Origin of the sequence: Burkholderia sp. b14, from assembly GCF_900156195.1 — a bacterium.
Lineage (GTDB): Bacteria > Pseudomonadota > Gammaproteobacteria > Burkholderiales > Burkholderiaceae > Mycetohabitans.
The window spans coordinates 711,048-735,708 of record NZ_FTPJ01000002.1 but is presented as its reverse complement, the minus strand read 5'-3'; the positions used below and the strand labels follow the sequence as shown (position 1 = coordinate 735,708).

Sequence of the window (24,661 nt, the reverse complement as noted above, 5' to 3'; positions counted from 1 at the left end):
GTTTATCAATACACTGCCGCTGAGAGTGGAACTAGACCGTAACGTTGAGGATGGCGTGCGGGATACACAAGCACGCTTGGCCGCGTTGCTTGAACACGAACATGCGTCGCTGGCACTCGCGCAGCGTTGCAGTGGCGTGCCGGCGGGCACGCCACTCTTTAGCGCGCTGCTTAATTACCGACGCAATGTGGTGCGGTTGGGCGATAAACAATCGGGGGAAGGTGCGGGTTTTTTAGATGTAGAAGGGCGTACCAACTACCCACTCACGCTGTCGGTGGATGATGCCGATCGAGCGTTAAGGCTCAGTGTTCAAGTGGCACGGCCGTTTGATGCAAACCGTGTGTGTGGTTATATGCAGCAGGCACTGGAAAGCCTAACGCAAGCGCTCGAATATTCGCCAAACTTACCGGTTTGGCACTTAGAAGTGCTGCCTGGCGAAGAGCGTGCACTGCTGCTTCAGACATGGAATGCGACACAGCGTGAGTATCCGTCACACCGGTGTGTGCAGCAGTTATTCGAAGATCAAGTGGCGCGCACACCCGAGGCGACGGCGCTAGTGTATCGGGACCAGGTGCTTAGCTATGCGCAGCTCAATGCAGAGGCCAACCGCCTCGCGCATCGGCTTATCGATTTGGGCGTTGAACCCGGGCACTCTGTTGCCATGCTGCTTGAGCGCTCGATTGATTTGGTGGTTGCGCAGCTGGCCATCCTCAAGGCAGGTGCAGCTTACGTACCGATTGATCCGCGCGCGCCCACAGAGCGGCAAAGCTGGATCGTAAGCGATTGTGCAGCGCAGTTGTTGCTCACTGATGCGCACACCGAAGGTGCGGCTGCGCTGCCCACAGCGCTAGTGCGTCTGGACTTGTCAGATAAAGCGCAAACTGAGCACTTTCCAACGACGTGCCCACAACCGGCCGGCCGTAGTGTTGATACGGCCTATGTGATGTACACGTCGGGTTCCACCGGTATGCCCAAGGGCGTGCGGGTGCCGCACCGAGCGATCGCGCGGCTAGTGATCAACAATGGCTATGTTGATGTTGGAGCGGATGATCGCATCGCATTGGCGGCCAATCCAGCTTTTGACGCAAGCACCTTTGAAGTCTGGGCGCCGTTATTAAATGGCGCGGCGGCGGTCGTGATCGATCATGACACGGTACTGACGCCAGCGCTGTTTGCGCAAACGTTGCGCGAACAGCGTATTAGTGTTTTGTGGTTGACCGTGGGTTTGTTCAATCAAATGGCCGTGGAATTGGGCCCAGTCTTTCCCCAACTCAAGGCCTTGATTGTCGGAGGCGATGCACTAGATGCGAGCGTGGTGGCGCAAGTGCTGCGCGATTCGCCTCCTCAACAGTTGATCAACGGTTATGGTCCGACCGAGAGCACTACATTTGCGACGACTTATAGGATCACGGCGGTGCCCGAGGGCAACGTCAATATTCCGATTGGCCGGCCGATTGCAAACACCCAAGTTTATCTGCTCGATGCACACGGCCAGCCGGTGCCGCTAGGTGCAGTTGGCGAGCTGTACATCGGTGGCGCGGGGATTGCGCATGGCTATCTGAACCGCCCGGAGCTGACTGCCGAGTGCTTTGTGCGTGATCCGTTCTCAGATGAAGCGGATGCGCGAATGTATAAGACGGGCGATCTGGCGCGTTATTTGCCGGATGGAAACCTAGAGTTTGTCGGGCGCAACGATGAGCAGGTCAAGATCCGCGGTTTTCGCATTGAGCCCGGTGAGATCGAGGCGTGCCTGGTGCAACACGCGCAGGTGCGCGATGCGGTGGTGCTTGTGCGGGGCGAAGGCGTGGAGAAGCGGCTGGTCGCGTACGTGGTGGCGGAGGCCGATGAGCAGCTGGTTAGCGAGCTGCGCACGCATGTGGCTGCTCGCTTGCCCGAGTATATGGTGCCGGCTGCATTTGTGCGGTTGGATGCGTTGCCGTTGACGGCCAATGGCAAGCTGGATCGGCGCGCGTTACCTGAGCCAGATGCTGGTGCACTCGCGCATCATGTTTATGAAGCGCCGCGAGGCGAATGGGAGAGCACGCTGGCCCAAATCTGGGCCGAATTGCTCGAAGTGGAGCGTGTGGGTCGGCACGACAGCTTTTTTGCACTCGGGGGCCATTCGCTGCTGGCGGTGCGCTTGATGAACCGAGTCAGCGCGCTGGGTGCCGACGTGCCGCTTGCGACCCTCTTCGCATCGCCGACGCTGGCCGCGTTTGCGGCGGTGGTGAGTGCGCAACTGAACCAGCAAACCAGTGCGCTGCCTGAGATCACACCGGTCCCACGCGAAGGCGTCTTACCGCTGTCGTTCGCGCAGCAGCGGCTATGGTTTCTCGCACAACTTGATAAGACCAGTGCTAACTATCATATCCCGTTTGTCCTGCATGTGCGTGGGCCATTAAACCGAGTCGCATGGCAGCAGGCATTGGATGCACTCCTCGCCCGTCATGAAGCGTTGCGCTCGACGTTTGTGAGCGTCGAGGGTCAGCCGCAGGTGCAGCTGTTGCCGGCTGACACGGGCGTGCCGCTGCGCTGGCATGATTTGCGTGGAGTACCCGATGCCGATGCGCAGCTGTCGCGTTTGACTGCCGATGAAGTGCACGCGCCGTTCGATCTGGCGCGTGGACCGCTGATGCGTGTATGCGTCATTCAGCTCGCCGATGACACCTATCAGTGCGTGTTCACGCAGCATCATATTGTGTCGGACGGCTGGTCGCTTGAAGTGCTGATAAGAGAACTCAGTGCATTGTACGCGGTAAGCGTTGGGGCGCAAGCCGATCCGCTGCCGCCGCTGACGATCCAGTATCCAGATTACGCGGCTTGGCAGCGTCAATGGCTGTCGGGTGAGCGGCTTCAAACGCAGAGCGACTACTGGCGCGCGACACTGGCTGATGCGCCGGTGCTGCTGGAACTACCGACGGACCGGCCGCGCCCGGCACAACAGTCGTTTGCTGGTGCCCACGTGCCGGTGCAGATCGATGCATCGACTACGCAAGCGCTTAAGCGCTTAAGCGCGGAGCATGGCACGACGCTATTTATGACGGTGCTCGCCGCGTGGAGCGCGGTGCTCGCGCGCCTGTCAGGTCAGGATGATTTGGTCATTGGCACGCCTAGCGCGAACCGGGGGCATGCTGCGATCGAGCCGTTGATTGGCTTCTTTGTCAATACGCTGGCGTTGCGTGTCGACTTATCTGGCGAGCCTAATACGAGCGAACTGCTTAAGCGCGTGCGGTGCACGACGCTGGACGCGCAGGCGCATCAAGATCTGCCGTTCGAGCAAGTGGTCGAGATCGTGCAGCCGCCGCGTCGATTGAATCATACGCCGCTGTTTCAGGTGATGTTTGCGTGGCAGAACAACGAGATAGGGCAATGGAGCTTACCCGAGCTGGATGTCAAGCCTGGTGAGCTTAATTACGACATGGTCAGATTTGACCTGGAAATGCACTTGTATGAGGCAGGTGAGCAGATCACTGGTTCGTTACATTATGCGAGTGCGCTGTTTGACCCCACGACGATCGAGCGGCACGTAGGGTATCTGAAGACGATGTTGCAGGCGATGGCGGCCTGCCCACAGCAACCGGTGGCAACACTGCAGATGCTGGGAGCGGATGAGCGTCAGTTGCTGCTTCAGACATGGAACGCGACGGCGGCTCCCTATCCAGCCCCCCAATGCATTCATCAGTTGTTCGAGGCGCAGGTGGAGCGCAGCCCGGAAGCCACTGCACTGGTGTATGAAGCGCAGACACTGAGCTATGCGCAATTGAACGCCCGGGCCAACCGTCTCGCGCATCGGCTCATTGAATTGGGCGTCAAGCCAGATACCCGAGTGGTGCTCTGTGTCGAGCGCTCGCCGGCAATGGTCGTGGGGCTATTGGCGATTCTGAAGGCCGGCGGTGCGTATGTGCCGCTCGATCCCGCGTATTCGTCCGAGCGTCTCACGCATATTCTCGCCGATACCGCACCCACGATCGTGTTAGCTGATGCGGCTGGGCGCGCTGCGCTCGGTGATGCTGTACTGACCTCGTGCACGGTAATTGACCCCAATAGGCTGCCGGAGGCAGCGGATACCAATCCGTCAGTGTCAGGCCTGACGGCGCACGATCTCGCCTATGTGATTTATACGTCCGGCTCGACCGGGACGCCCAAGGGCGTGATGGTCGAACATGCGCAAGTGGTGCGGCTGTTTGACGCGACCCACTCGTGGTATGGCTTCAATGAGCACGATACCTGGTGCCTATTCCACTCGTTTGCGTTCGATTTTTCCGTGTGGGAACTCTGGGGCGCGTTACGTTACGGTGGCAAACTGGTCATTGTGCCCCATCATACTGCCCGCTCTGCCCAAGCGTTTCACCAATTGGTCTGTGAGCAAGGCATCACCGTATTAAACCAAACACCTAGTGCGTTTAAGGCTTTTATCGCTAGCCAAGCACAAAGCGCCTTATCGGATCAATTACGCTATGTGATCTTTGGTGGGGAGGCGCTGGAGCCCGCCATCTTGCAGGCATGGTATGCCACGCGCGATGAACGCCGTCCGCAATTGGTCAACATGTATGGGATTACCGAAACCACTGTGCATGTGACTTACCGGCCGCTTCGACAACAGGACAGTAAGCAAGCGGGTAATCCGATTGGCGTACGGATCCCAGACCTGAAGATCTATCTGCTCGATGCGCACGGGCAGCCGGTGCCGCTCGGTGCGGTGGGGGAACTGTACATTGGTGGGGAAGGTGTGGCACGGGGCTACCTGAACCGTCCGGGGTTGACTGCCGAGCGCTTTGTGCGCGATCCGTTCTCGGATGCACCGGATGCGCGGATGTACAAGACGGGCGATTTGGCGCGCTATTTGTCCGACGGCAATCTGGCGTACGTAGGTCGCAACGATGATCAAATTAAGATGCGCGGCTTTCGCATTGAGCCTGGAGAGATCGAGGCATGCCTGGCTGCACACACACAGGTGCGCGATGTGGTGGTGCTCGTGCGAGGCGAGGGCCTGGACAAGCGGCTTATCGCGTACGTGGTGGCCGAGCCGGATGACGCGCTGGCTAGCACGTTGCGCACGTATGTGGCCGCTCGCTTGCCCGAGTATATGGTGCCGGCTGCCTTTGTGCGGCTCGATGCGTTGCCGTTGACGCCCAATGGCAAGCTCGATCGGCGGGCGTTACCCGAGCCAGATGCCGACGCGCTCGCGCATCAAGCGTATGAAGCGCCGCAAGGCGAGCTGGAGTTGACGCTGGCGACGATCTGGTCGGAGCTATTGGGTGTCGAACGTGTGGGCCGGCACGACAGCTTCTTTGCACTCGGGGGCCACTCGCTGCTGGCGGTGCGGTTGATGAACCGAGTGGGTGCGCTCGGTGCCGACGTGCCACTTGCGGCCCTCTTTGCATCGCCGACGCTGGCCGCGTTTGCGGCGGTGGTGAGTGCGCAGCTGAACCAGCAAGGCACCGCATTGCCTGAGATTACGCCTGCCTCGCGCGAAGGCGCGTTGCCGCTGTCGTTTGCGCAGCAACGGCTATGGTTCCTTGCGCAACTCGATGAGGTCAGGGGTACCTATCACATCCCGCTTGTGCTGCGTGTGCGCGGGCCTTTCGATCGGGCCGCCTGGCAACAAGCGCTGGATGCGCTGTTCGCGCGCCACGAAGCGCTGCGCTCAATATTTGTGAGCGTCGACGGACAGCCGCAGGTGCGGTTGCTGCCGGCCGACACAGGCGTGCCGCTGCACTGGCACGATCTGCGGGGCGTGCCGGATGTCGATGCGCAACGGGTGCGTTTGACCGCCGATGAAGTGCACGCGCCGTTCGATTTGGCGCGCGGTCCGCTGATGCGCGCATGCGTCGTTCAACTCGCCGACGATGACTATCAGTGCGTGCTCACGCAGCACCATATTGTGTCGGACGGCTGGTCAATCGACGTGTTGGTACGCGAGTTGAGCGCGCTGTACGCCGCGAGCGTGGGGGCGCAAGCCGATCCGCTGCCGCCGCTGGCGGTCCAGTATCCGGATTACGCGACCTGGCAGCGTCAGTGGCTGTCGGGCGAGCGGCTTCAAACGCAGAGCGACTACTGGCGCACGACGCTGGCGGACGCGCCGGTGCTGCTGGAATTACCAACGGACCGGCCGCGCCCGGCACAACAGTCGTTTGCCGGTGCGCACGTGCCGGTGCGGATCGATGCGCAAACTACGCGCGCACTGAAGCGCTTGAGCGCGGAGCATGGCACGACGCTATTTATGACGGTGCTTGCGGCGTGGAGCGCGGTGCTCGCGCGCCTGTCGGGCCAGGACGATTTGGTCATTGGCACGCCCAGCGCGAACCGGGGGCACCGCGCAATCGAGCCGTTGATTGGTTTTTTTGTCAATACGCTGGTGTTGCGCGTCAATCTGGAGGACGAGCCGACGACCGCGCAACTGCTCGAGCGCGTGCGGCGCACGACGCTGGACGCGCAGGCGCATCAAGACCTGCCGTTCGAGCAAGTGGTTGAAGTGGTGCAGCCGCCGCGCCGGCTCAATCACACGCCGTTGTTTCAGGTGTTGTTCGCGTGGCAGAGCAATGAGACCGGGCAGTGGCGCTTACCTGGGCTGGATGTCACGCCTGACGAACTCGATTCCGACATCGCTAGGTTTGATCTTGAACTGCATCTGTATGAAGCAGGCGAGGAGATCACCGGGTCATTGCATTATGCGAGTGCGTTGTTTGACCCCGCGACGATCGAGCGACATGTCGGGTATCTGACGACGATGTTGCAGGCGATGGTGGCTCGCCCACAACAACCGGTGGCAACACTGCAGATGCTGGGAGCGGATGAGCGTCAGTGGCTGCTTCAGGCGTGGAACACGACGGCAGTTCCCGACCCAGCCCACCCGTGCATTCATCAATTGTTTGAGGCGCAGGTGGCGCGCAGCCCCGATGCCACTGCGCTGGTGTATGAAGCGCAGACACTGAGCTATGCACAATTGAACGCCCGGGCCAACCGTCTCGCGCATCGGCTCATTGAATTGGGCGTCAAGCCGGACGCTCGAGTGGCGATTTGCGTCGAACGTTCACCGGCGATGGTCGTAGGGCTATTGGCGATTCTGAAGGCCGGTGGCGCGTATGTGCCGCTCGATCCCGCGTATCCGTCCGAGCGCCTCGTGCATACTCTCGCTGATACCGCGTCGGCTATCGTGCTGGCCGATGCGGCAGGTCAATCTGCGCTGGGCGACACGGTTCTGGCTTCATTCACTGTACTCGATCCCAACGTACTGCCAGAGCGCGCGACCACCAATCCACAGGTGCCTGGGTTGAGCGCTCGTCATCTGGCCTATGTGATTTATACGTCCGGCTCGACCGGCATACCAAAGGGCGTGATGGTCGAGCATGCTCAAATAGCCCATTTATTTGACGTCACGCAACTGGACGACGCGCAGAAGAAAGATCAAGCGTCGATGAAGCATCCAGTTTGGATGCGGCAAGCGTATGGACTGACGCCTGACGATCGTGTCCTGCAAAAGGCGCCTTTGACTTTCGATGTGTCGGTCTGGGAGTGCTTTTGCACATTGCTCAATGGCGCGACCCTCGTCGTGGCAGCACCCGGTGTGCATAGGGATCCGTCTGCGTTAGTGGAGTTGATGATCCGGCAGCGCATCACGACGGTTCATTTTGTGCCCTCCATGCTCAGCATGTTCCTCGCCACTGACGCAGTTCAGCGCTGCACGGCGGTCAAACGCGTGCTTTGCACGGGAGAAGCCCTCACGAGTGCGCAGGTTCGGCTTTGTCAGCGTCTTTTACCGCACGCCCAACTGCATAACTTGTATGGCCCCACTGAAGCGACGATTGGTGTGGCGGCTTGGACTTGCCCAGCAGAGTATACGGAGGACACTATTCCGATTGGTCGGCCCATTGCCCATAACCGACTTTACCTGTTGGACCGGTATGGTCAGCCGGTGCCGCTGGGGGTGACTGGCGAGCTGTATATCAGCGGCGCAAGTGTCGTGCGCGGTTATTTGAATGGCCCCGACCTGACCGCCGAGCGCTTTTTGCTCGATCCGTTTAGCGATCGTGAGGGCGCGCGCATGTATAAAACGGGTGACTTGGCGCGTTACCGGCCTGACGGGAATTTGGCGTTTCTGGGACGCAATGATCATCAGGTCAAGATTCGAGGTCTTCGAATCGAGTTGGGCGAAATAAAAACATGCCTGGTTAGACATCCGCAGGTACAAGAAGCGGTAGTACTTGCGCTGGGTGAGGGGATTGACAAGCGGCTCGTCGCGTACGTGGTGGCCGAGCCGGATGACGCGCTGGCCAGCGAGCTGCGCGCGCATGTGGCCGCTCGCTTGCCCGAGTATATGGTGCCGGCCGCGTTTGTGCGGTTGGATATGTTGCCACTGACGCCGAATGGTAAGCTGGATCGGCGGGCGCTACCTGAGCCAGACGCTGACTCGCTGGCGCAGCAAGCGTATGAAGCGCCACAAGGTGAGCTGGAGACGACGCTCGCGGCGATCTGGGCCGAATTGCTCGGGGTCGAGCGGATCGGTCGGCATGACGGCTTCTTTGCGCTCGGGGGCCATTCGCTGCTAGTGGTGCGTTTAATGAACCGAGTCGGCGCGCTGCTCGGTGCTGACGTGCCGCTGGCAGCCCTCTTTGCATCGCCAACGCTGGCCGCGTTCGCGGCGGTGGTGAGTGCGCAATTGAACCAGCCAGTCAATGCATTGCCTGAGATTACACCGATCTCGCGCGAAGGCGCGTTGCCGCTGTCGTTCGCGCAGCAACGGCTATGGTTTCTCGCGCAACTCGATGGAGTCAGTGGTACCTATCACATCCCGCTTGTGCTGCGTGTGCGTGGGCCTTTCGATCGGGCTGCGTGGAAGCAAGCGCTGGATGCCCTATTCGCACGCCACGAAGCGCTGCGCTCGACGTTTGTCAGTGTCGACGGTCAGCCGCGGGTGCAGTTGTGGCCAGCCGGCACAGGCGTGCCGCTGCACTGGCATGATCTGCGCGGCGTGCCGGATGCCGACGCGCAGCTGACACGCTTAAGTCGCGATGCAGCGCACGCACCGTTTGATCTGGTGCAGGGGCCGCTGATCCGCGCGTGTGGCATCCAATTGGCCGATAACGAGCACAGGTTAGTGCTCACGATGCACCATATCGTGTCGGACGGCTGGTCGTTTGGCGTGCTCGTGCGCGAGTTAAGCGTGCTGTACGCCGCGAGCGTGGGGGCGCAAGTCGATCCCCTGCCAGCGCTGACGATCCAGTATCCGGATTACGCGGCCTGGCAGCGTCAGTGGCTGTCGGGCGAGCGGCTTCAAACACAGAGCGATTACTGGCGCATGACGCTCGCGGACGCGCCGGTGCTGCTGGAACCACCGACAGATCGGCCGCGCCCGTCTCAGCCATCATTTGCCGGCGCGCACGTGCCGGTGCAGATCGATGCGCGAACCACGCGTGCACTGAAGCGCTTAAGCGCTGAGCACGGTACGACCCTGTTTATGACGGTGCTCGCGGCGTGGAGCGCGGTGCTCGCGCGTCTGTCGGGCCAAGATGATTTGGTCATTGGCACGCCCAGCGCCAACCGGGGGCATGCTGCGATCGAGCCGTTGATTGGCTTCTTTGTCAATACGTTAGCGTTGCGCGTCAATCTGGAGGATGAGCCGACGACCGCGCAACTGCTCGAGCGCGTGCGGCGCACGACGCTGGACGCGCAGGCGCATCAAGATTTGCCGTTTGAACAAGTGGTCGAGATCGTGCAGCCGATGCGCCGGCTCAATCACACGCCACTGTTTCAGGTGATGTTTGCGTGGCAGAGTGGTGAGCTAGCGCAATGGCGACTGCCGAATCTGGGCGTCACGCTTGACGATCTTGATTACGACATTGCTAGGTTCGACCTTGAGCTGCACTTGTATGAGGCAGGTGAGCAGATCACTGGTTCGTTACATTATGCGAGTGCGCTGTTTGACCCCACGACGATCGAGCGGCACGTAGGGTATCTGAAGACGATGTTGCAGGCGATGGCGGCTTGCCCACAGCAACCGGTGGCAACACTGCAGATGCTGGGAGCGGATGAGCGTCAGTTGCTGCTTCAGACATGGAACGCGACGGCGGCTCCCTATCCAGCCCCCCAATGCATTCATCAGTTGTTCGAGGCGCAGGTGGAGCGCAGCCCGGAAGCCACTGCACTGGTGTATGAAGCGCAGACACTGAGCTATGCGCAATTGAACGCCCGGGCCAACCGTCTCGCGCATCGGCTCATTGAATTGGGCGTCAAGCCAGATACCCGAGTGGTGCTCTGTGTCGAGCGCTCGCCGGCAATGGTCGTGGGGCTATTGGCGATTCTGAAAGCGGGCGGCGCGTATGTGCCGCTCGATCCTGCGTATCCGTCCGAGCGCCTCGCGCATATTCTTGCCGATGCCGCACCAATGATCGTGTTGGCCGATGCGGCTGGCCAGGCCGTACTGGGCGAGGCGGCACTCGCTTTACAGCCCGTACTCGATCCCAATCAGTTGCCGTCGCTGGCGCATACTAATCCGTCGGTGTTGGACCTCACCGCCCGAAACCTTGCGTACGTGATTTATACGTCGGGTTCTACTGGCACCCCGAAGGGTGTCATGATCGAACATGCGCAAGCGAGCAATTTCTTGTGCTGGGCAATAAAAACGTTTAGTCCAGCGCAAACACGGCACACGCTGTTTGCGACCTCGATCAATTTCGATCTTTCTGTCTTTGAATGCTTTGTGCCGCTGGTGCAAGGCTCAACTTTTCACTTAGTCGATGATGCATTGGCTTTGCTCAATTATTCTCAGCCGGTTTCGCTGATCAATACGGTACCTTCTGCGGTGCAGTCTTTGCTGGAGCATCGGGCGAGCCTATCGTCAGTAGCCACAATTAATTTGGCAGGCGAGCCGTTGACAGAGCCCTTGATTGAGCGGATTTTTGAGCAGTCATCGGTTCAGCGGCTGTGCAACCTCTACGGACCTTCAGAAAGTACGACCTATTCGACCTGGCTGTCGATTCAGCGTGGCGAACCCTTGGTCGAGAGCATCGGCCGGCCAATTGCGAACACGCAAGTTTATCTACTGGACACGTATGGCCAGCCGGTGCCGCTAGGCGCGGTCGGTGAGATTTACATCGGCGGAGCCGGTGTCGCTCGTGGCTATCTGAACCGTCCAGAATTGACGGCTGAGCGCTTTGTACCTAATCCGTTCTTGGGTGCGCCCGACGCGCGCATGTACAAGACGGGTGACCTGGCTCGCTATCGGCCCGATGGCAATTTGGCGTTTGTTGGTCGCGGTGACCAGCAAGTCAAGATTCGCGGTTACCGGATTGAGCCGGGTGAAATCGAGGCGGTTCTTCAACGTCACCCTGCTGTGGCGCAAGCTGCTGTTATCGCGCGCGAAAATCGTTTGGGAGATAAGCAGTTAGTTGGCTATGTTGTGCTTGGCGATACTTCTCATCAATCTGATTTTGCAGAAGAGGCAAACCAAGTCGACGAATGGCAAAGCGTCTACGATGCCTATTACAGTCATGAACAAGATTATCCTTTCGGCGAGGATTTTAGTGTCTGGAAGAGTAGCTACGATAGCCAGCCGATTCCGTTGTCGGCTATGCAAGCGTGGCGCGCCGATGCGGTTGAGCGTATTCGTGCGCTGCAACCGCGGCGGGTGCTGGAGATTGGCGTAGGCACGGGACTGCTACTCGCGCACCTGGCGCCGCATTGTGAAGCGTATTGGGGCACGGACTTTTCCGCGCCTTCCATCGAGACATTACGCGCTCAGTTGGCGCAGCAGCCGGAACTGGCCTCTCATGTTCAATTGCGCACACAGGCTGCGCATATCACCGAGGGTTTACCGTCAGGGTATTTCGATACCATCGTGATCAACTCGGTGGTGCAATATTTCCCCAGTGCCAGCTATTTAATGGAGGTGGTCCGCCAAGCGATGGACCTGCTGGTGCCCGGTGGGCATGTTTTCATCGGTGACGTGCGCAACCTTAACCTGCTGAACTGTTTTACTACCGCGGTGCAGTTGCACCAAGCCGATTCGGCTACCGACGACAGGTCGAGCGTCGGGCGGCGTATCCAGCAAGCGCTGCTTGCCGAAAAAGAGCTGCTACTAGCGCCCGCTTTCTTCAGCACACTGCCGGACAGCATCGACACGATTGCGGCGGTCGATATCGAGCTTAAGCGCCGTGATTACGATAATGAATTGAGCCGCTATCGCTACGACGTGGTGTTGCGCAAAGGGCCCGTCAACACATTGTCGCTTGCTCATGCGCCACAGCTGCGTTGGGGACGCGGGATAGTCGAGATCGAGGCGCTACAGACATTGCTTGCGACGGAGCGTCCCGCCCAGCTGCGCATCACGGGTGTGCCGAATGCCCGGCTAGCGCTGGAGATAGAAGCGATGCAGGCGCTTGAGCATAGCGATGATATCGGTCTAATTCAGCGTCAGTTCATGACCGGCAACGCACAGGCGATTGGACTGGAACCAGAGGGCTTCTCTGCGTTGGGTGAGTCGCTTGGCTATTGGGTCGGCATCACGTGGTCAGAGCATGATGCCCACGCCTGCTTGGATGTTGTATTTGTACAAGCCAGTGAGATGGCCCAAGCGGTGCCCACCGATGTGTACCTTCGGCCCTCGGACGACGCTCAAGCATCACCATTCAGCTACGCGAATCAACCGGCCAGTTTTGATCCCTTTGCAGACGTTCGCCACTATGTCGCGACACAGCTGCCTGATTACATGGTGCCGGCTGCCTTTGTGCGGTTGGATGCGCTGCCGTTGACGCCTAATGGCAAGCTCGATCGACGTGCGCTACCTGAGCCAGACGCCGACGCACTCGCGCATCAAGCGTATGAAGCACCGCAAGGTGAGTTGGAGGCCACGCTCGCGACGATCTGGGCGCAGCTATTGGGCGCCGAGCGTGTCAGCCGGCATGATAGCTTCTTTGCCTTGGGTGGCCATTCGCTGCTGGCGGTGCGGTTGATGAACCGGGTCAGGGCGCTCGGTGCTGAAATGCCGCTGACAAGCTTATTCGCGTCGCCGACGCTGGCCGCGTTCGCGGCGGCGGTGAGTGCGCAGCTGAACCAGTCAGCCAACGCATTGCCTGAGATCACACCGATCTCGCGCGAAGGCAGCTTGCCGCTGTCATTCGCGCAGCAGCGGCTATGGTTTCTCACACAACTTGATGAGACAAGTTCTAATTATCATATTCCGCTTATCCTGCATTTGCATGGGCCACTGAACCGGACCGCATGGCAACAAGCGCTGGATGCGCTGTTCGCGCGCCACGAGGCGCTGCGCTCGACGTTCGTGAGTGTCGAGGGTCAGCCGCAAGTGCAGCTGTTGCCCGCCGATGCCAGCGTGCCGCTGCACTGGCATGACCTGCGCAAAGCGCTGGATGTCGAAGCGCAACTAGCGCGCTTAAGTCGCGGTGCAGCGAGCGCACCGTTTGATCTGGCGCGTGGTCCGCTGATGCGCGCGTGCGTGATCCAATTAGCCGACGACGAGCACGTACTGGTGCTGACAAAGCACCATATTGTGTCGGACGGCTGGTCGATTGGCGTGCTGGTGCGCGAGTTGAGTGCATTGTACGCGGCAAGCGCAGCCGGCCAAGTCGATCCGCTGCCACCGCTGGCGATCCAGTATCCGGACTATGCGGCCTGGCAGCGTCAGTGGCTATCGGGTGAGCGGCTTCAAGCGCAGAGCGACTACTGGCGCACGACGCTGGCCGATGCGCCGGTGTTGCTGGAACTACCAACAGACCGGCCGCGCTCGGCGCAACAGTCGTTTGCCGGCGCGCATGTACCGGTGCAGATCGATGCGCGAACCACTCGTGCACTGAAGCGCTTGAGCGGTGAGCATGGCGCGACGCTGTTCATGACGGTACTTGCCGCGTGGAGCGCGGTGCTCGCGCGCTTGTCGGGCCAGCAGGATCTGGTCATTGGTACGCCCAGCGCGAACCGGGGGCATGCCGCAATCGAGCCGTTGATTGGCTTTTTTGTCAATACGCTGGCGTTGCGCGTAAATTTAGAAGGCGAGCCGACGACAACGCAGTTACTTGAGCGCGTGCGGCGCACGACGCTGGACGCGCAGGCGCATCAAGATTTGCCGTTCGAGCAGGTCGTGGAGATTGTGCAGCCACCGCGTCGGCTCGAGCATACGCCGCTGTTTCAGGTGATGTTCGCGTGGCAGAGCAATGAGACAGGGCAGTGGCGCTTACCTGGGCTGGACGTCACGCCTGGAGAGCTTGATTACGACATGGTCAGGTTCGACCTGGAAATGCATCTGTATGAAGCAGGTGAGGAGATTATTGGGTCGTTGCACTATGCGAGTGCGCTGTTTGACCCCGAGACGATCGAACGGCACGTGGGATATCTGACGACGATGTTGCAGGCGATGGTAGCCTGCCCACAGCAACCGGTGGCAACGCTTCAAATGCTGGATCCGGATGAGCGTCAGTTACTGCTTCAGACATGGAATGCGACACAGCGCGAGTATCCGGCACACCGGTGTGTGCACCAGTTATTCGAAGACCAGGTGGCGCGCACACCCGAGGCGACGGCGCTGGTGTATCAGGACCAGGTGCTTAGCTATGCGCAGCTCAATGCAGAGGCCAACCGCCTCGCGCATCGGCTTATCGATCTGGGCGTTGAACCCGGGCACTCTGTTGCCACGCTGCTTGAGCGCTCAATTGATTTGGTGGTTGCGCAGCTAGCCATCCTCAAGGCAGGTGCAGCTTACGTACCGATTGATCCGCGCGCGCCCACAGAGCGACAAAGCTGGATCGTAAGCGATTGTGCAGCGCAGTTGTTGCTCACTGATGCGCACACCGAAGGTGCGGCTGCGCTGCCCACAGCGCTAATGCGTCTGGACTTGTCAGATAAAGCGCAAACTGAGCACTTTCCAACGACGTGCCCACAACCGGCCGGCTGCAGTGTTGATACGGCTTATGTGATGTACACGTCGGGTTCCACCGGTATGCCCAAGGGCGTACGGGTGCCGCACCGAGCGATCGCGCGGCTAGTGATCAACAATGGCTATGTTGATGTTGGAGCGGATGATCGCATCGCATTGGCGGCCAATCCAGCTTTTGACGCAAGCACCTTTGAAGTCTGGGCGCCGTTATTAAATGGCGCGGCGGCGGTTGTAATCGATCATGACACGGTACTGACGCCAGCGCTGTTTGCGCAAACGTTGCGCGAACAGCGTATTAGTGTTTTGTGGTTGACCGTGGGTTTGTTCAATCAAATGGCCGTGGAATTGGGCCCAGTCTTTCCCCAACTCAAGGCCTTGATTGTCGGAGGCGATGCACTAGATGCGAGCGTGGTGGCGCAAGTGCTGCGCGATTCGCCTCCTCAACAGTTGATCAACGGTTACGGCCCGACCGAGAGCACTACATTTGCGACGACTTATAGGATCACGGCGGTGCCCGAGGGCAACGTCAATATTCCGATTGGTCGGCCGATTGCAAACACCCAAGTTTATCTGCTCGATGCACACGGCCAGCCGGTGCCGCTAGGTGCAGTTGGCGAGCTGTACATTGGTGGTGCAGGGGTTGCACAGGGCTATCTGAACCGCCCGGAGCTGACTGCCGAGTGCTTTGTGCGTGATCCGTTCTCAGATGAAGCGGATGCGCGAATGTATAAGACGGGCGATCTGGCGCGTTATTTGCCGGATGGAAACCTAGAGTTTGTCGGGCGCAACGATGAGCAGGTCAAGATCCGCGGTTTTCGCATTGAGCCCGGTGAGATCGAGGCGTGCCTGGTGCAACACGCGCAGGTGCGCGATGCGGTGGTGCTTGTGCGGGGCGAAGGCGTGGAGAAGCGGCTGGTCGCGTACGTGGTGGCGGAGGCCGATGAGCAGCTGGTTAGCGAGCTGCGCACGCATGTGGCTGCTCGCTTGCCCGAGTATATGGTGCCGGCTGCATTTGTGCGGTTGGATGCGTTGCCGTTGACGGCCAATGGCAAGCTGGATCGGCGCGCGTTACCTGAGCCAGATGCTGGTGCACTCGCGCATCATGTTTATGAAGCGCCGCGAGGCGAATGGGAGAGCACGCTGGCCCAAATCTGGGCCGAATTGCTCGAAGTGGAGCGTGTGGGTCGGCATGATAGCTTCTTTGCACTCGGGGGCCATTCGCTGTTGGCGGTGCGCTTGATTGAGCGCCTGCGCCGTATTGGTCTGGGGGTGTCTGTACGTGCGCTATTTGACAGACCCACGTTGAGTGCGTTGGCTCAATCGCTGGGTCAGCACCGTGAAGTGGCGGTGCCTCCGAATGCGATCACCCCTGACACGACCACGCTGACACCGGAGATGCTGCCACTGATTGACCTGACCCAAGCTGACATCGATCGGATCGTCGCGCAGGTGCCGGGTGGGGTGGCAAATATCCAAGATATTTATGCATTGTCACCGCTGCAAGACGGTATTTTATTTCACCATCTACTGGCTAGCGACGGTGATCCCTATCTATTGATCTTTCAAAAGGCCTTTGCCAATCGGGAACGGCTCGATTGCTACCTTGATGCAGTTCGGCATGTCGTCGATCGCCACGATATTTTGCGCACCGCGTTTATCTGGGAAGATATGTCCACGCCTGCCCAGGTCGTCTGGCGTGACGTGTCGCTACCGATTACTGAACTTGCGTTGGATCCGGCTGACGGGCCGATCACCGAGCAACTGGCCCAGCGCTTTAATCCTCGTCGGCATCGCATCGATTTAACTCAAGCTCCCCTGATACATTTCGCCGTTGCGCGAGACAGCGATGGCCGCTGGTTATTAGTCGAATTGGTGCATCATTTAATCAACGATCATTCGACACTAGAAGTCATTAATAATGAAGTGCAGGCTTTCATTGAAGGACGGGGCGACACATTGCCACCAGCCCAACCGTTCCGTAACCTGGTCGCGCAGACCCGCCTGGGTGTAAGTGAAGAGGAGCATGCGCGCTTCTTTACTGACATGCTGGCTGACGTGGAGGAACCCACGCTGCCGTTCGGGTTAGAGGATGTACATTGCGATGGTAGTCAAATCGCCGAGGCGCGCCGAGCGCTGCCACAAGAGTTAAACGATCGACTGCGCGCACAGGCCAGAAACTTGGGCGTGAGTTTAGCTAGCTTGTGCCATTTGGCGTGGGCGCAAGTATTGGCGCGTGCGATTGGCCGGCAGCAAGTGGTGTTTGGCACGGTGCTGTTTGGGCGGATGCAAGGAGGGGACGGCGCGGACAGTGCGATGGGGCTGTTCATTAATACGTTGCCGCTGCGTGTGGATTTGTACGGTAATGTTGAGCACAGTGTGCGAAACACACACGCGCGCTTGGCCGCACTGCTCGAACACGAACATGCGTCGTTGGCACTTGCGCAGCGCTGCAGTGGAGTGCCGACAGGCAAGCCACTGTTTAGTGCGCTACTCAACTATCGGCATAATGTGGCGCCTTTGGCTGACAGCTTGATGGTCGACGGTGTCGAGTTATTAAGCGCAGAGGAGCGTACTAATTATCCGCTGACATTGGCAGTGGACGATTCTAAGCAAATTTTAAGCTTGGGCTGCCAAGTGGCGCAGCCACTCGATCCAAATCGTGTGTGCGGGTATATGCAGCGGGCATTGGAAAGCCTTGTCGAAGCACTCGAGCATGCGCATGACAAACCGGTTCAGCAACTGGAGGTGATGCCCGAAGACGAACGAACCTTGCTGCTCGAAACATGGAATATGACGCAGTGCGATGATCCGTCGCATCGGTGCGTGCACCAGTTGTTCGAAGAGCAGGTAGCTACAACACCTGAAGTCATTGCACTTCTCTTTAAAGAACAGCGAATTAGTTACACGGCACTCAATGCCCAGGCAAACCGTTTGGCCCACCGGCTGATCCGGTTGGGGGTGGTGGCGGAGACGCCAGTGGCCGTGCTAATGCAACGCTCGCCCGAGCGCGTGGTGACAGCGCTGGCCATCCTTAAAGCCGGCGGCGTCTATATGCCGCTGAACGAACAATGGCCTGATAGCCGGCTGCACACGTTATTGGGTGAAACATGCACGCCCATCGTGCTGACGGATCGCCCATTGCAAGCGCGCTGCGATGCGTTCAGTGCGCATGTCATTGCCGTTGATGCCGATGCGTCACTCGCTCAGGAGCCAAGCGATAACCCTACGGTGGCGTGCTCACCCGAGCAACTGGCGTATTTGATGTACACGTCGGGTTCGACTGGTCAACCCAAAGGGGTGGGCATTGTGCATCGCACGGTGCGCTATATGGCCTTAGACCGGCGCTTGTCCGCCGTGCGCGATCGCGTGCTGCTGCATTCGTCGCACGCCTTTGACGTGTCCACATATGAGCTGTGGACGCCGCTGCTCTGTGGTGGTCAGGCCGTCATTGTGCCGCCGGGTGAGTTGGACGTGCATGTGCTGCAAGAGACTATCCGAGCGCATCAGGTGAGCGCGCTATGGTTGAGCGCAGGGCTGTTTCAAGTGATGGCCGAAGGTGACTTGAGCTATTTGCGCAGCGTGCGTCAGCTGACGGTGGGCGGCGATATTGTCTCCGCCGCGGCGGCGCAGCGCGTGCTTGAGCACTGTCCAACCCTGCGCTTTATCAACGGATATGGACCGACCGAGACGACCATTGCCACGTGCCATCTGATCGAGGCACCGTATCAGGCGCAAGCGTCGATGCCGATCGGCACGCCGCTGGATAATGCCACGGCTTACGTGTTGGACGCGTGCTTGCGTCCGGCGCCGGTGGGTGTCGTGGGGGAATTGTATATAGCCGGTGAGGGCGTAGCCAGGGGCTACTTCAATCGACCGGGGCTGACCGCCGAGCGCTTCATTGCTCACCCATTCGATGCGAGCGGTGCGCGGCTGTACCGGACGGGCGATCTGGCGTATTGGCGCTCGGATGGCGCGCTGGAGTTTATTGGCCGGGCGGACCAGCAAGTCAAGATTCGAGGCTTTAGGGTTGAGCCGGGCGAGATTGAGGCGGTGCTGCAGCGTCACCCGGGCGTGGCGCAAGCTGCGGTGATCGCTCGAGAGGATCGGGCAGGCGATACGCAGCTGGTGAGTTACATCGTACTCGATGAAGCCCCTGCCGAGCGAGATCTCGCGACGGAGGCAAACCAAGTCGAAGAATGGCAGAAGGTCTACGATACGTATTATCAAGACGACGCAGACTATTCCTTTGGTGAAAACTTCAACATTTGGAAGAGCAGCTACGATGGCCAGCCGATTCCGTTGTCGGCGATGCAAGCGTGGCGCGCCGATGCGGTTGAGCGTATTCGTGCGCTGCAACCACGGCGAGTGCTGGAGATTGGCGTAGGCACGGGACTGCTACTCGCACACCTGGCGCCGCATTGTGACGCGTATTGGGGCACGGACTTTTCCGCGCCTTCCATCGAGACATTACGCGCTCAGTTGGCGCAGCAGCCGGAACTGGCCTCCCATGTCCAATTACGCACACAGGCTGCGCATATCACCGAGGGCTTACCGTCAGGGTATTTCGATACCATCGTGATCAACTCGGTGGTGCAATATTTCCCCAGTGCCAGCTATTTAATGGAGGTGGTCCGCCAAGCGATGGACCTGCTGGTGCCCGGTGGGCGTGTTTTCATCGGTGACGTGCGCAACCTTAACCTGCTGAACTGTTTTACTACCGCGGTGCAGTTGCACCAAGCCGATTCGGCCACCGACGACAGGTCGAGCGTCGGGCGGCGTATCCAGCAAGCGCTGCTTGCCGAAAAAGAGCTGCTGCTAGCGCCCGCTTTCTTCAGCGCACTGCCGGACAGCATCGACACGATTGCGGCGGTCGATATCGAGCTTAAGCGCCGTGATTACGATAATGAATTGAGCCGCTATCGCTACGACGTGGTGTTGCGCAAAGGGCCCGTCAACACATTGTCGCTTGCTCATGCGCCGCAGCTGCGTTGGGGACGCGGGATAGTCGAGATCGAGGCGCTACAGACATTGCTTGCGACGGAGCGTCCCGCCCAGCTGCGCATCACGGGTGTGCCAAATGCCCGGCTAGCGCTAGAGATAGAGGCGATGCAGGCGCTTGAGCATAGCGATGATATCGGTCTAATTCAGCGTCAGCTCATGACCGGCGACGCGCAAACGATCGGATTGGAGCCTGAGGCATTTTCCGCTCTAGGAGGATCACTCGGATACTGGGTTGGCATCACTTGGTCAGAATATGATGCCCTTGCTTGCATGGACGTCGTGTTCGTGCAAGCCAGCGAGATGGCCCAAGCGATGCCCACCGATGTGTACCTTCGGCCTTCGGACGACGCTCAAGCATCACCATTCAGCTACGCGAACCAACCGGCCAGCTTTGATTCCTTTGCAGACGTTCGCCACTATGTCGCGACACAGCTGCCTGATTACATGGTGCCAGCCGCGTTTGTGCGGTTGGATGCGCTGCCGTTGACGCCTAATGGCAAGCTCGATCGACGTGCGCTACCTGAGCCAGACGCCGACGCACTCGCGCATCAAGCGTATGAAGCACCGCAAGGTGAGTTGGAGGCCACGCTCGCGACGATCTGGTCGCAGCTATTGGGCATCGAGCGTGTTAGCCGGCATGACAGCTTCTTTGCTCTCGGAGGGCACTCGCTGCTGGCGGTGCGGTTGATGAACCGGGTCAGGGCGCTCGGTGCTGAAATGCCGCTGACAAGCTTATTCGCGTCGCCGACGCTGGCCGCGTTCGCGGCGGCGGTGAGTGCGCAGTTGAATCAGTCAGCCAACGCATTGCCTGAGATCACACCGATCTCACGCGAAGACAGCTTGTCGCTGTCGTTCGCGCAGCAGCGACTATGGTTCCTCTCGCAGCTCGATGGGGTCAGTGGTACTTATCACATGCCGCTTGCGCTGCGTGTGCAGGGAGTGTTCGATCGGGCCGCATGGCAACAAGCGCTGGATGCGCTGTTCGCGCGCCACGAAGCACTGCGCTCGGTGTTCGTGAGTATCGAGGGTCAGCCACAGGTGCAGCTGCTACCGGCTGACACGGGCGTGCCACTGCACTGGCATGATCTGCGTGGCGTGTCTGATGCCGACGCGCAGCTGGCGCGTTTGAGCGCCGATGAAGCGTGTGCGCCGTTCGATCTGGCGCGCGGCCCGCTGATGCGCGCATGCGTGATCCAATTAGCTGACGATGAGCACGTACTGATGCTGACAAAGCACCATATCGTGTCGGATGGCTGGTCGATTGGCGTGTTAGTGCGAGAACTCAGTGCATTGTATGCGGCAAGCGCAGCCGGCCAAGTTGATCCCCTGCCAGCGCTGGCGATCCAGTATCCAGATTACGCCGCCTGGCAGCGTCGGTGGCTGTCGGGCGAGCGGCTTCAAACGCAGAGCGACTACTGGCGTAGGACACTGGCCGATGCGCCGGTGCTGCTGGAACTCCCGACGGACCGGCCGCGCCCGGCGCAACAGTCGTTTGCTGGTGCACACGTGCCGGTGCAGATCGATGCATCGACCACGCAAGCACTTAAGCGCTTAAGCGCGGAGCATGGCACGACGCTATTTATGACAGTGCTTGCCGCGTGGAGCGCGGTGCTCGCGCGCCTGTCAGGCCAGGATGATTTGGTCATTGGCACGCCCAGTGCCAATCGAGGACATGCTGCGATCGAGCCGTTGATTGGCTTCTTTGTCAATACGCTGGCGTTGCGTGTCGACTTATCGGGCGAGCCTAATACGAGCGAACTGCTTAAGCGCGTGCGGTGCACGACGCTGGACGCGCAGGCGCATCAAGATCTGCCGTTCGAGCAAGTGGTCGAGATCGTGCAGCCACCGCGTCGGCTCGAGCATACGCCGCTGTTTCAGGTGTTGTTCGCCTGGCAGAGTAACGAAACAGGACAGTGGCGTCTACCTGGACTGGACATCATGCCTGCTGGGCTCGATTACGACGTGGTCAGGTTTGACCTGGAAATGCATTTGTATGAAGCAGGCGAAGAGATTATTGGGGCATTGTGCTATGCGAGTGCATTGTTTGATCCTACGACAATTGAGCGGCACATAGGGTATCTAAAGACGATGTTGCAGGCGATGGTGGCCTACCCACAGCAACCGGTGGCAACGCTTCAAATGCTGGATCCGGATGAGCGTCAGTTACTGCTTCAGACATGGAATGCGACAGCGTCTCCCTACCCAGCCGACCAGTGCGTTCATCAGGTGTTCGAGGCACAAGTGGAGCGCAGCCCGGAAGCCACTGCACTGGTGTATGAAGCGCAGACGCTGAGCTATGCGCAATTGAACGCACGAGCCAACTGCCTCGCGCATCGGCTCGTTGAATTGGGTGTCAAGCCGGATGCCCGAGTGGCGATTTGTGTCGAACGTTCACCGGCAATGGTCGTGGGACTATTGGCGATCATGAAGGCGGGCGGCGCGTGTGTGCCACTTGATCCCGCGTATCCGTCCGAGCGCCTCGCGCATATTCTGAATGATGCAGCGCCAACGATCGTACTCGCTGATGCAACGGGTAGGGCCACATTGGGGGAAGCGGCGCTTGCGTGCCGAACCGTACTTGAGCTCGATGCATCGCTCGATCAAGCGGCACCCAACCCGCGGGTAGCCGAACTGACGCCTCGTCATCTTGCCTATGTCATCTACACGTCTGGTTCCACCGGCACGCCGAAGGGCGTGATGATCGAGCATGTGCAAATTGCACGCTTACTGGAGGCTACAAAGCCTCACGGTACGTTAAATGAAGACCAGGCGCTGATCGACCGACAGCGAGGTTACGGTCTAAGACCTGCCGATCGCGTTCTCCAAAAAGCACCCTTTAACTTCGATGTATCAATTTGGGAGCTTTTTTGGACGTTGCTCAATGGCGCCACCCTTGTGATAGCAGACGCCGACGTTCATAAAGACCCTGTTGCCTTGAGGGATCTCATTGTCCGGGAGCGCATCACGACGGTTCACTTTGTACCCTCCATGCTCAGCATTTTCTTGGATACTGAGGGTGTTCAGCGCTGCACATCGGTGAAGCATTTGATTTGCGGTGGCGAAGCACTGTCCGGTGCGACTGTCCAGCAGTGTCAAATGCTGCTGCCTGACACGCAAGTTCATAACTTGTATGGCCCCGCTGAAAATCCCATTGGTACAACATTTTGGACCTGTCCAGTGGCCTGTACAGAGGACAATATTCCGATTGGGCGGCCCATCGCGAACACCCATGTCTACTTGCTTGATGCATACGGCCAGCCGCTCCCGCTCGGTGCGGTCGGCGAGCTGTATATCAGTGGTGACGGTGTGGCTCGCGGCTATTTGAACCGTCCTGATCTGACCGCTGAGCGTTTTGTGCTCAACCCTTTCTCAACAGAGCCCGGCGCGCGGATGTATAAAACCGGCGATTTGGCTTGTTACCGACCCGACGGCAATTTGGAGTACTTGGGCCGCAATGATGACCAGGTCAAGGTTCGCGGCTTTCGCATTGAACTGGGTGAGATCAAGGCGTGCCTTGCCCAACACCCACAGGTGCGTGATGCGGTGGTGCTCGTGCGGGGCGAGGGCCACAACAAGCGGCTTGTCGCGTATGTGGTGACCGAGGCCGACGAGCAATTGGCTAGTACGTTGCGCGCCTATGTAGCCGCTCGCTTGCCCGACTATATGGTGCCGGCTGCATTCGTGCGTTTGGATGCGTTGCCACTAACACCCAACGGCAAACTGGATCAACGCGCGCTGCCTGAACCGGATTTGACACCGGTTCAATATCGTATCCCTCGTACGCCGCACGAACAGACATTAGCGGAGCTTTTCGCAGAAGTGCTGAATTTGCCTCGTGTAGGCATTGATGACAGTTTCTTCGACCTGGGCGGTCATTCGTTGTTGGCCATGCGTTTAATTGACCGTATTCGCAAGACTTTGAAGGTTGATCCTAGCATTCGTATGCTATTTGAAGCGCCCACTGTGGCTGGTTTGGCACAACGCTTGACCCAGTTTAATAGTGTGCAAGAAAGCGCATTTTCTGTCTTGCTTCCTCTTAAGCCTAAAGGAAGTCGCCGTCCTCTTTTCTGCATGCATCCTGGATTTGGTTTGAGTTGGAGTTACATTAGCCTGTCAAGTTTTCTAGACACCGACCAACCTCTCTATGGATTGCAAGCCCGTGGGTTTGATGGGACAAGGCCACTTCCGTCAAGCATTGACGACATGGTGTCAGACTACCTAGAGCACATTCGCCAAGTTCAGCCAGAAGGACCTTACTACCTGTTAGGTTGGAGCCTGGGAGGCATAGTCGCTCACAGCATGGCGGTTCGGCTTGAACAGCAAGGTGAAAAGGTGGCGTTGCTAGCTTTACTGGATATTTTTCCAGGATCGTATTTGCTGGACAGCAAAGGCGAAGTTGACCAAGCGATGGTTAATGCCGCGCTCGCCGAACATTATGGTGATGAATTTATTGGAGCCATGAGTGATGATTTTTTAAAAAATGCTCTTGAAATTGCAAAAAATAATCCACTTCTTTTAAAAGATTTTCATCCGGCAGTGTATGCGGGTAATGCGATATTCTTCCGGGCCACTCAAGCGGGAGCTGAATATGATGTACTAATCTCCCCTGATGTATGGAAGCCCTACATACTTGGAAATATAGAAGTCTACGATGTGCACTGTAGCCACGGAGCAATGCTCAGGCAGGAACCAGCGGCGGTAATTGGCGAAATTTTAGCTCGTAAATTGAGTGAACTGGCAGATAAACAAATCCAAGGAGAGGCTGATGCAGTACGGTAA

General features: G+C 58.9%; 1 protein-coding gene (running past one end of the window). It reads left to right on the top strand.

Annotated features, from left to right (window positions below; all coding sequences use genetic code 11):
• Nucleotides 1-24,661, top strand: the 3' portion of a protein-coding gene (locus B0B13_RS04405; protein WP_083703618.1) for a non-ribosomal peptide synthetase. 5,315 nt of this gene lie to the left of the window's left edge; 24,661 of the gene's 29,976 nt are visible here — the last part of the coding sequence; the start codon falls outside the window, past its left edge; its stop codon occupies nt 24,659-24,661.